Source organism: Psychrobacter sp., assembly GCF_036731945.1.
GTDB lineage: Bacteria > Pseudomonadota > Gammaproteobacteria > Pseudomonadales > Moraxellaceae > Psychrobacter.
Window position 1 is genome coordinate 47,932 of sequence record NZ_DAINDI010000008.1, and the last position, 16,806, is coordinate 64,737.

Genomic DNA, 16,806 nt, shown 5'->3' on the forward strand with positions numbered 1-16,806 from the left:
CATTGACCGTAATTTCAATAAGACCATTCTTACCGGTGAAACGATAAGCTTTATTCAACTGCCCCTGAAATTGCTCACTGTCATTACTTAAAACAAAGCCTGTGTTAGTTCTTAATAAAGTGAAGGGTTTATCTAGATAATCTTCTGTTACATCAAATTGACTCACTTTTACTTGCCCATCACTCGTCTCGAGTACAACGCCATCAGCACTATTCATTTGCACGTTCGTTTGGTTATTTCTGATTCTATCTATCTGATTAACTGCCGGATCGTTCAACTTAATACCCAAATGAAGCAAATCAACCACTGGCTCTAATACCATGCGCGATCTTATTAGCTTAATCTGCGCTTGCATTGAACTATCATCAGGGGGCAATAGCTCTCCTATATTCGTTCCGAGCCCTGATAAGTTTTTGGAGGTTTCATCAATTTGGACCAAGGCATCTGATTTGAAGGTGGGATTTTCGTAGCGAACATATAATACCCCTATGATCAAACCCAAAATTGCGCACAAAACAATGATCTTCCAGCCGCGTAGTAATACTAAAAGCAGACCCAGTAGATTATTATCATTATTATGTTTAGATAAATCCTTTGAATTGGTATCCATAACATTGTTATCCATAACTATGTCTTCATCAGTTAGTATGAGTCGGTTTGCTTATTTTTTTAGTCCATTTTTCAAGGCTCGCGATGCTACTCTCAAATGCCATAAATCTTAACGCTTAAAAGTCTGAGAGTGACCTGATCGCAGACGTTGAGGGTAAAAGAGCACTGAGCACACGATTCCAACGCGTTAGACCCGTAGGATCCACATAAAGAATGTCATTGGCTTGCATCTCAAAGCGGTTTGCCAATGCTAAGCCAGTAATAGTCTGCATATCGACATAATAGATATTGGTGTAGTTATACTGTTGATTGTCACGGACAATATATACTTTGGCAGCATTGGCAGTGTTGGCATTGAGACCACTTGATTCACCCAGTACGTGCGATAGGCTTAGCCCCTGCTCAGGTATAGCGACTGGCGCGATCCGACCAAACTCTCCCAAGACATAGACCTTATTACGACTTTGACTATTAACATGAATGGAATCGCCATCTTGTATGTACACTTGATTGGCAGATAGCCCCATCTGTCTTAATGATTGCAACCCTAAGCTATAGTTTTTACCTCGGCGATTTAATACAATATTATTTGAATCGCCTGTCGTAGTGGCGCCCCCTGCCATGGACAAAGCGCCATATAAGGTGACCGGTGCATCAGCAATAGGGAACTCGCCAGACTTGGCAACTTCTCCATCGATAAAGAATTTGCTACCAAGATAGTTGATGACTCTGACTTGCGGGTCTGAATATTTCAGATAGCGTTGCAATCTACCTTGCAAGACTGCAGTGAACTGCGGCACACTCATGCCACTCGCCTTTAGGCGTCCAATCAATGGAAATTGAATAAAACCCTGCTGATCAACAGTCAGACTTGATGTTGATGCACTGATATTCGGATAATCAGTGAGCGCTATACTCATGACATCTCCGGCTTCAATACGGTAACTCATTGGCCTTGAAGTTTTGATTAAGTTATATAGCTCATTGTCGAGTACGGGCGCTTGCTTAGCGGGTAAGGTCGCTATGTCTAATGGCTGAACACTAAAGGTAATGCCATTTTCTGCGACAAAAGCACCACTAGGTGGTAACTTGCCCGCTTGTAGTCCAGAATTGATACTGCTGCAACCAGATGTGACCGTGAAGAGCACTAAGCACGCTATCGTCGATAATTGAGAGAAATATCCGCGCATAATGAACTCCTTGTAAACTGAAGCTATCCGTAAAACTATTAGCTCTACCGTAATTTTCATAATGTAGGAGTATTACAGACTCACTAACTACATTACGAACAAAAGATGTCTTAGTAATAATCCGATTTATAATTAAGAAAACCTTTGTTAACCCTTCGATAATTATATTTATTTTATTGAATTTACATATTCGTATATTCTTATATACTTATATACCATCTAAAAACAATTAGCAACAAAACTTATTTATTACTTACATTAGCTGAGAGGGTTATACCAAGGATAACGCAGAGAAGTTAACTGATAGGAGTGATACACACAACCGCGAGGTGAATAGCTAAGATAGCTCGTTAGATAGCTATTTAGAAAAACTGGCATGGTGGTTAGTTTGGTGGCGGTATTAGTGTTAATCAGACGGCACTTGGTGGGAGTGGTCAGCAACGATACTCAATCATTTTCTACAGATTTCTAGGCAATATATTCTTATTCTCCGCAAAACTTCTTTTGCATGATAAAAATCTATCTGATTTTTACCTCTATTCTCACAATAGGAAATAAACCCTAGCAAATCATCAAATTTTGGACAAAAAAATAGGAGTTGTTAGCTTAGTAACAACTCCTATTTAAATATATTCAATTGAATTTAATAAGTTTGTAGCTCAATACCTATGCCTACCCCAACATCAGTGGACTGAATATCAGAGTCGACTGCCCAAAGCCTACTAGATATCAGCGTCTTTGGATTGTATTGATGCTCCCAAGCCACATCAATACTGGTCAACTTATCAGTCGTTGGAAATGCTTGATTAATGGCTTCATCCGCTTGATTCACCTTGGCATGTTGTACTTTTGCATTAATGAAATTACGGTTATCTAGCCATAAGCGACCACCAAGCGCAATACTTTCCGCATCGCCGCCTAGCGCATAGCCTAATGGGAAACCTTGCTGATAATAGCCGTCGGTATAAATACTATGATCATAAGAGATGCCGCGTACCTCACCACTAGTTCGAGTATCCGTATATTCTGCATACAGCTGGTACGGTTTGCCATATGCAGCAGAAGCATAATCAACACCGGCTAAATACATATTTTTAGCTGGCAAGCCGCCTGCTTCATCTTCACCGATATATTGAGCATAAACGCCTGCAGGTACATTCACTAATGGCGCTAAATTTAAACGCGCATCAAAACCGCCCAGCTGATTGGCCGGATCTCCTCTTTCATTACCACCATTATCTTTGGTTCCTAAAAGAGCATCAGTAAAGGAGCCAAAACTCTCTGGACGACCCTCACCGCCCCACATAAAGGTACGTGAAGCCCCGACTTCTAACCACTCCCATGGGTTAGCGGTAAGTCTTGCGCCAAACAGCTTAGCATCAGGAATCGCTGCATAATCTTCAAACTGACCGGCAAATAGCTGATACTGCCAAGGTCCGACCCACGATAAATACTTCGATGTAGGCGCTGTTTGTTGGTCACGCTGCATCGTAAAGCCTGTCACTGGTAAGCTTGCATCGCCTCGAATAAGGCTACCATCATGACCAGGTCCCCACCACGTTGGAATTTTACCCGCAATCAACCATTGATTGGCTGCGGTACCAGCAAGATATGAGCCTTCAAAGCTAACGTCTGAGCCATCTTCAATGAGTTTGTCATTTTTTAGATTGGCTTGTAGATTAAATTCCCACTCTGCTTCGCTAAGTGACACGCCAACGCTTGCTTGTTGACCCGCCAGCTTATCATCAGCAAATTTTTGTGGTAGCTGATCTCTATCGGTTTGTATATGCAGGGTGGCCTTCCCTTTTACCACAGAATTGCGGTTTTGAGCCAGGCGTGTTTGTACCGACTGCAGGACTTGCTGCTGCGCAGGTGTCTGAGCATTAGCCGTATTTAAAGCGCGCTTGATCTCATTGGATGTCAGTGGCCACGTGCTAGTGCTAATCTGAGCGACCCCTTGAGTATTTAGCCAGTCAAGATCGGCCTTAAGCTTTAGATCGTTCATATACAGGTTTTGTGCAGATGCCAACATCGACACTGATGATAAGACACCAAAACCCAATAAAATACTTAGCTTCTTGTACATGATCACATACTCTTTGATTAAAAGGGGTTTATTATAAAGGCTAGCGCTCAAACAGTAATATAGATTAACGTAATTAAAATAACGTCACTAAATTCAGTTTAACCCAACAAATTATAAATTATTGGTCATCAATCTTAGTGAATACGCTATCAATCGCCTGAACCGTTTGCTTAATTTCGTCTGCCGTCAACGTTGGATGCACAAGAAACATCAAGCTGGTTTCGCCGAGCTGCTTGGCGACTGGTAATCTACTTTCAGGACGTAAACCGGTATTATCAAACGCTTTTTCCAGATAAACTTCCGAAGCGGATCCTGAAAAACAAGGAACTCCTGATTTATTTATCTCTTGGATAATCCGATCTCGTGACCACTCTTTTGGTAGGTTGTCTGGCTGCACATAAACGTAGAGCTTATAATAAGCGTGGGTCGAATCTGCAAACTGCGGCGACTCTTCTAATCTTGGTACAGAAAGATAGTCTTTTGCTTCCCACTTAGCACAGGCATCTAGAATAGCTTGAGCATTCGCCGTACGCTTGGCTGTCCAATCAGGCATTCTCGTTAATTGAATACGACCAAGCACCGCTTGCATCTCAGTCATCCGCCAATTGGTACCAAAGCTTTCATGTAGCCAGCGATAGCCTGGTGGATGCTCGGTCTCATAGACAGCGGCGTAGCTTTTACCATGGTCTTTATAAGCCCACATTTTGCGCCATAATTGCTCATCATTGGTGGTGACCATACCGCCCTCACCGCCTGTGGTCATTACTTTATCTTGGCAAAAGCTCCATGCACCGATATGCCCTATACTACCAACGCTACGACCCTTATAACGTGCACCGTGCGCCTGTGCACAGTCTTCTATCACATATAGATTATGCTGTTCTGCCAACGCCATGATGCCATCCATATCACAAGGCCAACCAGCCAAATGCACACAGACAATCGCTTTGGTCTTAGCTGTCAGTACCGCCGCGATTGACTCAGGCGTGATATTACCGGTTGCCTCATCAACATCAGCAAATACAGGCGTCGCTCCTGCATTGACAACTGATGAGATACTAGCGATAAAGGTACGCGGCGTGACGATGACTTCATCGCCTGCGCCAATTTCTAACGCTTGTAAGGCAATGTCTAATGCCAATGTCCCATTACCCATCGCAATGGCATATTTGCTATCAGCCCATTTAGCAAACTCCGTCTCAAACTTGCGACACTCTTGCCCTGTCCAGTAATTTACCTTGTTGGATAATAATACTTGACTGACCGCATCAGCCTCTTCTTGCGTAAAGCTTGGCCAAGGTGAAAAAGGGGTGTTTAACATAGCTGCCTCGATGGTGCTTATTTATAATTGATGATTCATTATTGAAAATTAGTAACTTATAACGAAATATCTGATTCTGATTTTTTATTTATACTTTTTATTTATTGAGCGGTCTTGCAGGATTACCAATCACGACTGCGCCAGCCGGAACGTCTTTGGTAACGACCGCACCCATCCCAACAATGGCACCTTTACCAATAATTAATGGCTTATCAGGCGTGCCTTGTTTGATGACTGCTCCTGTACCAATATAGGCATGATGATGTATATGAATATTGCCATTACAGCTAACACGCGGGGCAAAGGTTACATAGTCGCCAATCACGCAATCGTGTTCGACATAGCTATATAGATTGGCATGGAAGCATTTACCGATAGTGACGTTAGCAGCGATAGTGACAAATGGACTAAGCGCAGCACCGGCAGCGATACTGACTGCATCCATAATTAAGGTGTTCGCTCCCTTTACTGTCCACAACGAGATACTATCTTGAACCAATTGTTCTGCAATTTTTTGACGAATACTGCTATTAGCAATGGCAATCAGGACAAATTTATCATCACTTTTTATACTTTTAAATTTTGCATAATTCATCGCTGTATAGCCGTTGACATTAGCATTGTCATCTAAGGCATCGTCAATAAATACGATTTGGCTATTTTCTTGACCATCTAATCTTTGTAATTGATCAACGGCTACCGGCATTAAGCTACGACCACAGCCTGAGGCACCATAGACGGCAAATACTTTACTCATAGCTATTTTCTAAAGCTGACTGGTCTTGAGAGCCAGTAAACTTACTCATTGTTGCTTCACCGTCAGCGCTAATACCATCTTTGATAACCACTTTTTTTACCGTTTTTAATAATATCTTAATATCTAGCCAAAGTGATTGGTTATCTACATACCACGTATCAAGTTCAAACTTCTTATCCCAATCGATGGCATTACGTCCATTCACTTGCGCATAACCCGTAATACCAGGGCGTACATCATGGCGACGCGCTTGCTCTTTATTATATAGCGGCAGGTATTCCATCAATAACGGGCGTGGTCCGACTAAGCTCATATCGCCTTTTATTACATTCCACAGCTCAGGCAATTCATCCAAACTACTATTACGTAGCATTTTACCAAAGTCGGTCAAGCGCTCGCTATCTGGTAGAGGATTGCCATCACTACCTATAGCATCTTTCATGGTACGGAACTTAACCATCTCAAACGGTTTACCATTCAATCCAGGACGCGTCTGACGAAATAGCACCGGTGATCCCAAGTTTTTTTTGACTTTGTAAGCAGTGATGGCATACACCGGAGATAAAGCGACCAAAGCTGTAGTCGCAGCAGTGATATCGAAAAGGCGTTTCATTTATCTTTAACCCCAGATTTTTTAATCTCTTCAAAAATCTTGCCTAAATATTCCTTCGCAAGTAATCTGTAACTTCTTCTACTCTTTATCCAGTCTTGACCTCGTTTACCAATTTCCTCTCGCTCTTCCTTACTTAGACTTACCATCTCTAATAAAGCAACTTTAATATCTTTTTCAACCTCACGACTAGCGGTCGACTTAATAAAAACACCACAATCTGCTTCGTTTATCATAGATGGGAATCCAGTATAAGTAGCAATAATTGGCTTGCCTGCAAGCATATACTCGACTACTTTATTCATAGATTGACCATAATCCCATACTTTTGAAGGTTTAGTAGACAGGAAAACAATATCACACTTAGCTAGGAAGTATTTAACTTCGTCTTGTCCAATCTTAGGCAAAAAATTAACATTAGAACATTCTGATAGTTGCTTTTTATACTGCTTCTTGAGATCTCCACTACCAACTAACATAAAGTGTATATCTTGATTATCGCGCAGCATATAAATTAAGTTGATAAATGGATCTAGAGCATTACTTATACCCATACTACCAGAGTAACCAATGACAACTTTATTTTTGGGAAAGACATCGTTAAAAGGATTGTACTCAGCATCCAGCACTTGATCTACATAGTTTTCTTCTTTAAATCCTAGAGGGGAACAATGAAAAGGACGGCTATATCCAAGTACGTTATTTACATGCACGTCAAGCTTAGGCATCGTGCCCACAATCAAATCTGAATGTTTATAGCCAATCTTTTCTAGGAAACCTATGAATAACACTAGAGGATGAAAGTCAGAAAAACCGGCCTCTTCTGTCATAGTTAATGGCCAAATATCTCTAATTTCTAAAACTAAAAAGGCTTTAAATTTTTTCTTTAAATAAAGCCCATAAACAATACTAAAGATAGATAAAGAAGAAATAATGACAACATCGGGTTTAGCTAGCTGATCGGCCTTAAACCCAAATAAGCGCCTTTCAAAATCTAACCAACTAACTACTCTAGCTACTGAAAAAGATTTCCTATATTTTATTGTCTTTAACCAATAAACCGGCACACCTTCAGGTTCAGCATAGTTATAAACTTTATCTGTAGATGGGTATTGTGCAAGATGAGTTGAGTCAGAGGTAACTAGTATTGCATTATGTCCCAAATCAATAAAGGCTTTGGTAAGATGGAATAATCTAGCACCTGTTCCATAAGGCGGAATACTTGCATATTTAGAAATACACCAGATATTCATTATTACGCCTTATATAATTTGGGTATATTATTGACAACTTTTATAACTTCTTTAAAATCCATACCTAGAGTATCTAAGTACCAGCGTAAATTTTGGTATCTAGGTTGGTTTTCATCAGCAACTCGCTCTAATGCTTCTTCTCTTGATATTTGCCCTTCTCTAATTTGATTACTTCTGAAAGTATCATGCTCTGTAAACCCTGCTACAGTATAATAAACATAATTATAGAATGCCGCTGATCCATCACCAATACGCCATGTTGTACTGGTATCTACAGCTTTCTCCCAGTCATAATCATTCAATAAGACATTATCAACTTCTTCTTCATCCCATCGCCAGTAATCAAAAATATGATAGTAATCTTGCTTTTCAGTAAAGCTACGATAATACTCACCTGATAAAGTATCCCATAATGAACTATTGAAATATGTAGGACTATCTAACATTGCTTTGAAACGTTTACCATGGTAATTAATTTGATTTCTAATTCCGTGACTATACACTCGTTTTTCTTCAAAATCAGGAGGTATTCCCAAAAATCCTGTTTTAAAATGCGTCACTTCGAGCGGGTTAACACCCCATAAGTTTAAATCAATCCCTGTCTGCTTTTTGACCTCTTCTACATAACGGAAGAAATGTTTATCACCAGCAGTAAGCATTGCCATCATTCCTAAATTTGGAGATTTTAGCCATGCATTTAGATTCTTCCTGATATTTGCTCTTTTTTTAGATATATCTGCTGCAATTATGATGTTTTCTACACCAAGTTGTGAACACATACGACTAATATTTCTACGACCTAAATCCGTTACCATTCCCCAGTCATAAGTATAGGTAACTGGCTTCATCTTTAATTCATTAACAATCAGATGCAGACCATAACAACTGTCTCTTCCTCCAGAGAATGGAACTATACAATCTAATTGATCGCCTTCTCTCCTATAAGGTTTGACAAGATCAAATAGCTCCTCTTTAGGTTTAGGATTATTACGAAATTTGTAATGATGGCAATAATTGCAAACTCCTTCATCATCAAATCTGATAAAGGGCATAGTTTCAGGCAAAATACACTTGGTACACCTTTTTAAATCAACTTTATCATACTGCAGTAAAGCTTCTTCAGATTTATTGATAGCAAACTCAGGTATTAGATTTTCCACTCTTCTTTTATCATCATGAATAGAAAAACTAGAGTCTGAAACTGGTATATCTAAAATTATGCTTTCTTCTTTAACCTGTAGGACATCTATACATCCAATTTTATCTAATGCATATCTTTCAGAAGCAAAATAGATATCATCGCCAATGTAGCCGATGTACAAGCTACCGTTATTAGAGAATAACAATACTTTTCCATGGCTAGGAAGCATGAGCGCACAGGCAACTACACCACGACAAAGATCAAGAATTTTATTGGGAATCTCTTCAATACTTTCATCATTCTTTAAAGACTGCTCAGCTATGGCGACAATTAGCTCTGAGTCTATTTTATACTTTCTTTCAACATTAATTTTTTTCCAAACTTCGTTTTCATTGACGATAATACCGTTATGTATAGCACAGATATTATCGCGGATGACAGGTTGGTTATCCTGCTGACCATTAGTGACTAGACGGCTGTGTCCTAATACAATTTTACTTTTGTAAGGCTTAACTTTATCTAATAACTTTTTTACGTCGTAGTCAGCGCGATAAACATGATAACTTTTACGTTTGAGATAAATTAATCCGCTAGAATCGCGACCACGTTGTCGTGAATGATTAACCAAGTAATTTAAATTGTCTTTATCAATCTTCGTTTTAGAAATAATTCCGAAAATACCACACATATATGTGTACCTTAGTTTTTAAGTTGAAATTTTGAAATAAAATTTATTGATATTATCTTTTATTAAGAATAATCATTAACATAGGGATGGCTCCTGACACTTAGTAATCAGACAATCTTTAATTTCATTTTTAAAATCTATTACTTCCAAATTGTGCAGTACAATTTTTGAATCGCATTACGCAAGATCCTTGTCGACATCTCTGGCTAATTAGCTATCATTTTAATATAGTCAACCCAGAATAAAATTGGTACGCCCAATATTATGGAAAAGCTTAGGTAGATTATTCTCTATCTACCCTTATCGTAAAAACTTAGCCTGTTACCATTTTTTTCAATAGAGTTCAAATCAGGGCTGTAAGGCGGTAGAAATAACAAGCGATGACTATGCCTGTTAAGTAATCTATAAAAATGTTTATGAAAGCTGGTCACTCGAGCACAGCTCTCGCCTTACGCTCGGGCAAAACAGTATTTTGCTTTCTCCTCGCTCATATCCATGACGATTACGAATTTGGTTTTGAAGTATGGAATCAATGTGTGTTTGTACCAGTCATAAAATATATTGTTATTGATGTTTTGCTCAAAGTAATGTAGAGCAAACTGCATCTTTTCGTAAAAACCACCAATGACGTTGTTTCGCTTTTTACCTTGCCCAGTTATAGCTATCGATGAAAATGCTCCAATATATGCATAGCAATGAGAGCGAATAGCATCGGCCTCAAAGCCGCTCTTTTTACTGGACATGCTTTTGGATGTACTAAGTTCTTTTTTTGACTGATACCGATACGTTTTAAAGCACCCTATCTGCCTGATCTACTAAGGTTGAAACACGGTGCTTTATCATATATATAATCCTCTAGGTACCGTTTAACATCTTTTAATAGCACTTCATTAGATGTTTTACTAGGTGGCTTATTATGAGTGAGTTTAATTCTAGGTTCTTTGAGCCAATTCTTTAGCATAGCCTTACTCATGTCATAGAATGCACAAGATTGTCTGATACACATGCTCTATTCATTGACACTTTCAATAACTTGTGTCAAAAAGCATACTAAATAAGTCATAATATTTTTGCTTTTCGCTTGTCTTAAAATTACTGTACCACTTTTATAAATAATCTACTTTCACTGTTGCAACTACCAATTCCTTCGCATTCCAAATTTAAAAAAACAGTTTGTATGCTTATACTTTATCCATAGTTGTGAACGTAAATTAAAAAGTAAATTATAAAATAGACTACAGTTTATTTTATATGTTTAATTCTCAAGAATTAGGACTATGATTACTAAGTTATAACAAATAATAGTAATAGAAAATATATCACTTAATTCATTAGTTATGGTCTCTAATAGTCTTTTTATAAGTTTCTATCATGATTTCTACACAGCTATTCCAGCTATAATTATCTTGTACATGCAGTTGACCCGCTTCAGCTAGTTTTTGCCTCAATTCGCCATCAATTAATAGCTCTTTAATAGCATTAGCTGCAGATTGTGGATCCTCTTTTGGTACAATAATACCTGTGATACCGTTTAAAACAACTTCAGGCAAACCACCAACATTAGAAACAATAACAGGTCTACCTGCAGCACTGGCTTCAATGATAGCTACACCAAAACTTTCACTATTTAAACGACTTAAGGCAACATAAACATCTAATTTGGCAAGCTCTTTTGGTACATCTAAATGATTAATTCGACCAACAAAATCGACAGAATCGACAACACCTAATTTAGTTGCAAGCTGTTTTAACTCATATGTTTGTGGCCCGTCACCAATTAAGCGCAAGCGTAAGTTAAAAGCAATATTTGGATAATCAACACTTAAGTTATTTTTAAGTATTGAAAAACTTTGAATCAAAGTGTCAATACCATATTTAGTAGCCATAGCCTTAACTGTGCCAATCACAAATTCTTCATCATTTTTTTTATTGACAACTAATGGGTAACTATTTTTTTTATAATAAGCTGTATCTACACCGAAAGGTGTAATAGCTATTTTACCTAGCGTGTCAGTTAAGCTATGAGTTTGCACTGCCATACAGTGACTAGTAGATGCAATAGCATCAGCGGCTAATAAGTTGCCCTTAATTAAACGCTTATGTATTGGAGATAGATATGGGAAGTCATAAACATCGCTTCCCCAAACAGAAAGTAACCAAGGGCGATAATTTACTAAGCGTGCTGTGGTACCGTACCCACTTGCATAATGAGCATTTATTATGTCTGGCTTTATTTTTTCAATTAACTTTTTGACTGCAGGAACCATAGTAAAATAGCCTATCACTCCTCGAAAAGGAAATAAATGCACTTTCACACTTTTATTCATTGATTCTATCTGCGGATGCTGACTTATTACGGTAACGTCTAATCCTGCATCTGACAAAGCATTAGCCCAACGTACAGTATGGATAGATAAAGCACTAGAAAGAAGAACCACCTTCATTAAGATAAATCCTCTACAACTTGTTTTGCTCGACTAAGCCATGAATGATTTTTAGCAATGCTTGACATGTTTTTTTGAATATCAGAGATTAGATTAATGTCATTAATTAAGGTAATTAATAAATCATGTAAAGCTTCCTCATCATATTTGACACACCATCCAATATTATTTTCCTCAACAAATACTCCTGCAAAAGTACCTTTAGATGCAATAATTGGCTTTTCAAACCCTAAGTACTCGTAAATCTTAACAGGAGCAGAAAACTCCCAATACTCCTGAGGTTTAATAAAAAGTAATGCTATATCACACTCTAATAAATGCTTTTCCATGTTTGACCCAGATTCATGAATAATCTTAATATTACCATTGAGCTTAGGATATTCATGTTCTACAGCCAACCACTCCTCTTCACGGGTACAAACAGTCAGATTAATATTAGGGATATCATTAACTACTTGAAAAAGCTTATGCATCTGATAATGATTCGATAAAATACCACCAACGTAGAACAACTTAATTCTTCCAATATCTTCAATTTTTGCACTATCTGCTTCTATATGACCAACATGTCCAGGTGGCAAAACTGCGAACTTAGATCTATTGACTATAGGTATATACTTGCCCATTTCTTTTGTGGGTAAATATAGCTTATATAATGTTTTTTCATAAACATTGAGATCAAAATAGTAAGCAATTTTAGCTACTCCTGCCTTTAATGGGTTAATACCATCCTTATAAATCTCATCGAATAGCCAATATATATCACGATAAAATAGTCCTATTTTTATATTACTCTTTTTACAAAATCTAAAAAACATAAAATCCATTAAAGGATGTAAAGGCATATGATGGGGATCCGTTAAAATAGTTGGCATAGTTGAGCTTTCAGAATAAATAAAATCATATTTGACGCCAGAGTTAACCTTTTTCTTAATGGTTTTAATCGCCTGTTTACGCTCACTACTGTATCCAGCAACTACATCTACCTGGTAGCCAAGGCTTTTAAACGCCTCTATCATTTTTAAAGGGCGTATACCGCTGGCTGAGGTAGCTTTAGAGTTTAAAGGAAGTGGATGGTGGAAAATAATTCGTTTTATCATTGTATTCCAATTATACTTATAGATATTAATTTGTAGGAAAATATGAAAGACTATCTAATTCCATTAAAAAACCATACTGTTAAAAAAACTAATGGCAATAAGATAATTCCTTCACCGCTATCTGTACTAAATCTAGACAGCATTGCTATTATAGCTAACAAAATCGCAAAATCTTTTTTTAAAATGAATTTAAAAACACTTAAGAAAATACCGATATATATAATTATTGCTAAAAAACCTGTTTTCGCATGTAAGTAAATAAACCCATTGTGTGGATTGTTATTAAAAGAAGCTATATAAGGCAATGATGAAAGATCGGTACCGAATAAGAATGACCTCAAATCATAACTATCAAAAAACTCTCTAATCATATTGCTTCTATAGGAGTCTTCAATCCCTGAAGATCTCAAATAATCAAACTTAGAATAACTATTGAAGAAATCCAAAAACATACTTATATTAAAAAAGAAAAATACAAGTGTTATTATTAACATCAATGAATAAAACAAGTTTTTCCTATTTAATTTAAATGAATAACTTTTAAGAATTACGGCTATTAACAGCATAGCTGAGGTTATTATTCCGGAGCGACCAAAGGACAAAATTGACATTACAAATATCAAAAAATAAAATAAACTCTTAAACTTTAAAAGCTTAAAAACAGGGAAATATATTATAAATATAGAACAAGTTATTACAAAAACCTGACTGCCGGAATTTTGACTACCAATCCAAATATCATTAGGATTTCGACCTGAAAAAAGAAGTAATAGCACAATAGCCAAATAAATAAACATTAAGTAATAAAGGGTCTTAATTATTAAGTTATTTTTATCATAATTCAATATTAGATAACCAAGAATAAAAACTACTAATAGAGAAAAGTAGACACCAAAATTAGGAGTGTTATTTGTTATATAAGTACTTACAACATTGAAAATCAACATTAATACTACAAGAAAAATTAAAGCATAAAACTCTCTATACTTTATTCTATACAAAAAAATCAAGCTAAATATAGCAAGTATAATTACACTAAAACTAATATAAATATATAAAGATTTATTAATAAATAAAAAGGAGTTTAAAATTATCAAAATCAATGAAACTGGAATAAATTTTATACCATCACTAAAATAAACTCCTGGATTTATATAATTTTTATTTCTCATTTCTGAAGCCGTTGCTATTAATCAAATAAAAAAATTTATTCCTAATCATTCATCATCCCCCAATAAAAATTTTAGTAATCAAGCGTTTACACTATATATAATATTCATTGTCTTTTATAGTCAGTCTAGAATAAAAGAGATACAACCCATATCATGAAACAGCTTAGGTAGATTATTCTCCATCCAGCCTTGACGTAGAAATTTTGCCTGTGCCCACTTCTTTTCAATGGGATTTAGATCAGGGCTGTAGGGTGGCAACCAAAGAATACGATGGCCATGTCTGTTCAGTAGTTTTTGAATGCATTTGTTCTTATGAAATCTAGCATTGTCCATCACGATCACCCATTTTGTTTTAAGACTTGGTATTAGCGTGTGTTTGCACCAGTGGTAGAATATGCTGCTGTTAATATTTTGCTCAAAGTAATCTAAGGCAAATAACATTTTTTCATAGAGGGCACCAATAACGTTAGTGCGCTTTCTTGCTTGCCAGTTATAGCTGTCGATACAGGGTTTACCTATCGGTGCATAGCCATGAGAACGAATGGTTTCAGCCTCAAAGCCGCTTTCATCCATGTACACAATGGGATAGCCTTGCTGCATAAAACTATTGAGCTTACTCTGATACGCTGCTCTTTTTATTGGACACGCTTTTGGATGCTCTAAGGTCTTTTTTTTGACTGATACCAAGGCGCTTTAGGGCAATATCAATGCCTGACTTGCTACAGCCTAAACGTTGAGCTCGCTCGTACATGTAATCGTCTGGATACTGCGCGACGTCTTTGAGAAGTGCTTCATTTGGTATTTTACTGGGTGGCTTATCCCGAGTTTGTTTGATACTTGGATTTTTCAGCCAACGCTGTAAAGTGGTTTTGCTGATGTCATAGAAAATACAAGCTTGACGAATGCTCATGTCTTTGTCTTTGACGCTTTTTATAACTTGCGTTCGAAAGTCTGCTGAGTAAGTCATAATGATTATATCTTTCTCTGTATTTTAAAAGCATTGTATCTTATTTATAAAAGACTGACTATAACTACTGTTTTCAATTCTTTCTCTATTCAAACCAAAAAGTTCATTAAACTATTTTGGTTTGAAAGATCCTTATGACTACTCAATGGTACATCTATAAATTCGTCCAACTCTCGTATTGTATATTCAGTTCAAAACAAAAGTGTTATGGCTAGGACAAACATCATGAAATAATTTGGATAAGTCATTTTCCATCCACCCTTGGCGTAGAAACTTCACTTGAGCCCATTTTTTCTCAATAGGGTTCAAGTCTGGGCTGTACGGCGGCAGCCATAGGATACGATGACCATGCCTGTTCAGTAATTTTTGGATACGTCTACTTTTATGAAACCGAGCGTTATCCATGACAATCACGCATTTGGTTTTAAGGCTTGGGATTAGGGTGTGTTTGCACCAATCGTAGAATATGCCGCTGTTAATGTTGTGTTCAAAGTAATCCAGTGCAAATAGCATCTTTTCATATAGAGCCCCAATGACGTTGGTTCGCTTTTTACCTTGCCAGTTGTAGCTGTCGATACAGGGTTTGCCTATCGGTGCATAACCATGAGGACGAATGGTCTGGCTTTCAAAACCGCTTTCGTCCATATACACAATGGGATAACCTTGCTGTTTAAAGTTATCAAGCTTACTCTGATACGCCGCTCTTTTTATTGGACATGCTTTTGGATGCTCTAAGGTCTTTTTTTTGACTGATACCTAGGCGTTTTAAAGCCTCACAAATGGCTGGGGCAGTACAGTTGAACCGTCTTGCTCTCTCATAGTGATAGTCATCAGGGTAACGCTCAACGTCTTTGAGTAGTGCATCATCTGGTATTTTGGAGGGCGTAACATTGCGAGTGCTCTTACTATGCAGCCGTTTTTTCCACTTTTGAATGGTGGTTGGACTAATGTCATAAAAAGAGGCTGCCTCGGCAAAGATCATGCCACCTGCTAAGCTTTTTAGTACTTGTTTGCGATAATCTAGTGAGTAAGTCATGATAACTGAGTATATCTATTGAGTTATTTTATCTTATAACACTTTTATATTTAATACACTATAACTGTAAGTTTATTTATTGCAAACTAACTATCAATTCTAATCTCTTTCATATTATATAGTCAATCCCACTTAAAAATATTATAAACTAATCACCAAACCCAATTGCTATTAAAAAGCCCATGACTTACTCGCTAGATTTTCGCAAACAAGTACTAAAAAGCTTAGATGATGGTATGACCTTTGGCGAGTGAGTTATTATAAAACCCTTTGCTACTTTTGCAAGAAGTATATTTACTTGATTTCTTCGCTGCTTTAATTTTTCTCAAAGTATAGTCAATTCCACTTAAAAATTTTATAAACTAATCATCAAATTCAATTGTTATTATAAAGACCATGACTTACTCACTAGATTTTCGCAAACAGGTACTA

17 protein-coding genes are annotated in these 16,806 nt (G+C 37.0%); all 17 read right to left on the reverse strand.

The features are described from left to right. The coding region (locus tag V7D75_RS02905; protein WP_333613342.1) for a Wzz/FepE/Etk N-terminal domain-containing protein at positions 1-610 on the reverse strand (610 nt) is incomplete at its 3' end. A gap of 115 nt (positions 611-725) precedes the next feature. Beyond that, entirely contained in the window at positions 726-1,799 is a 1,074-nt protein-coding gene (locus tag V7D75_RS02910) for a polysaccharide biosynthesis/export family protein (RefSeq protein ID WP_333613343.1), read from the reverse strand. A gap of 643 nt (positions 1,800-2,442) precedes the next feature. Next, a complete protein-coding gene (locus tag V7D75_RS02915; RefSeq protein WP_333613344.1) occupies positions 2,443-3,885 on the reverse strand; it encodes a capsule assembly Wzi family protein in 1,443 nt (480 codons plus the stop codon). Between the two features lie 118 nt (positions 3,886-4,003). Beyond that, entirely contained in the window at positions 4,004-5,206 is a 1,203-nt protein-coding gene (locus V7D75_RS02920) for a DegT/DnrJ/EryC1/StrS family aminotransferase (RefSeq protein ID WP_333613345.1), read from the reverse strand. Positions 5,207-5,303: 97 nt separating this feature from the next. After that, positions 5,304-5,963: a NeuD/PglB/VioB family sugar acetyltransferase gene (locus tag V7D75_RS02925; protein ID WP_333613346.1), complete on the reverse strand. Its 660-nt coding sequence runs from the start codon at positions 5,961-5,963 to the stop codon at positions 5,304-5,306. Beyond that, on the reverse strand, positions 5,956-6,576 hold the full coding sequence (locus V7D75_RS02930; protein ID WP_333613347.1) for a sugar transferase: 621 nt from the start codon (positions 6,574-6,576) through the stop codon (positions 5,956-5,958). Before V7D75_RS02930 ends, V7D75_RS02925 begins: the two co-directional genes overlap by 8 nt. After that, the gene (locus tag V7D75_RS02935) at positions 6,573-7,826 is read right to left on the reverse strand and encodes a glycosyltransferase family 4 protein (RefSeq protein ID WP_333613348.1); all 1,254 of its coding nucleotides are present in this window, start codon (positions 7,824-7,826) and stop codon (positions 6,573-6,575) included. Before V7D75_RS02935 ends, V7D75_RS02930 begins: the two co-directional genes overlap by 4 nt. Positions 7,827-7,828: 2 nt before the next feature. Continuing rightward, entirely contained in the window at positions 7,829-9,655 is a 1,827-nt protein-coding gene (locus tag V7D75_RS02940; RefSeq protein ID WP_333613349.1) for a hypothetical protein, read from the reverse strand. 290 nt (positions 9,656-9,945) lie between these two features. After that, positions 9,946-10,086 carry a transposase gene (locus tag V7D75_RS14645; protein WP_442968910.1) on the reverse strand — a complete coding sequence of 47 codons (141 nt, stop codon included), beginning with the start codon at positions 10,084-10,086 and terminating at the stop codon, positions 9,946-9,948. An 18-nt stretch (positions 10,087-10,104) separates the two neighbouring features. After that, positions 10,105-10,398 (reverse strand): hypothetical protein, encoded by a 294-nt coding sequence (locus V7D75_RS02945; RefSeq protein ID WP_333613350.1) that lies wholly within the window; start codon positions 10,396-10,398, stop codon positions 10,105-10,107. A gap of 588 nt (positions 10,399-10,986) precedes the next feature. Next, positions 10,987-12,099, reverse strand: a complete 1,113-nt coding sequence (locus tag V7D75_RS02950) for a glycosyltransferase (protein ID WP_333613351.1) — start codon at positions 12,097-12,099, stop codon at positions 10,987-10,989. Next, entirely contained in the window at positions 12,099-13,199 is a 1,101-nt protein-coding gene (locus V7D75_RS02955; RefSeq protein ID WP_333613352.1) for a glycosyltransferase, read from the reverse strand. Before V7D75_RS02955 ends, V7D75_RS02950 begins: the two co-directional genes overlap by 1 nt. Before the next feature lie 50 nt (positions 13,200-13,249). Then, positions 13,250-14,371, reverse strand: coding sequence for an O-antigen polymerase (locus V7D75_RS02960; protein ID WP_333613353.1), 1,122 nt, complete (start codon positions 14,369-14,371; stop codon positions 13,250-13,252). A gap of 120 nt (positions 14,372-14,491) precedes the next feature. Next, the gene (locus V7D75_RS02965; protein WP_333613354.1) at positions 14,492-15,058 is read right to left on the reverse strand and encodes an IS630 family transposase; all 567 of its coding nucleotides are present in this window, start codon (positions 15,056-15,058) and stop codon (positions 14,492-14,494) included. After that, complete coding sequence (locus tag V7D75_RS02970) at positions 14,985-15,338, reverse strand: IS630 transposase-related protein (protein WP_075100793.1); 354 nt, start codon at positions 15,336-15,338, stop codon at positions 14,985-14,987. Before V7D75_RS02970 ends, V7D75_RS02965 begins: the two co-directional genes overlap by 74 nt. Before the next feature lie 186 nt (positions 15,339-15,524). Beyond that, the gene (locus V7D75_RS02975; RefSeq protein WP_333613356.1) at positions 15,525-16,049 is read right to left on the reverse strand and encodes an IS630 family transposase; all 525 of its coding nucleotides are present in this window, start codon (positions 16,047-16,049) and stop codon (positions 15,525-15,527) included. Continuing rightward, a complete protein-coding gene (locus tag V7D75_RS02980) occupies positions 16,024-16,374 on the reverse strand; it encodes an IS630 transposase-related protein (RefSeq protein ID WP_333613355.1) in 351 nt (116 codons plus the stop codon). The genes V7D75_RS02975 and V7D75_RS02980 overlap by 26 nt, the downstream gene beginning before the upstream one ends. Between the last annotated feature and the right edge of the window lie 432 nt (positions 16,375-16,806).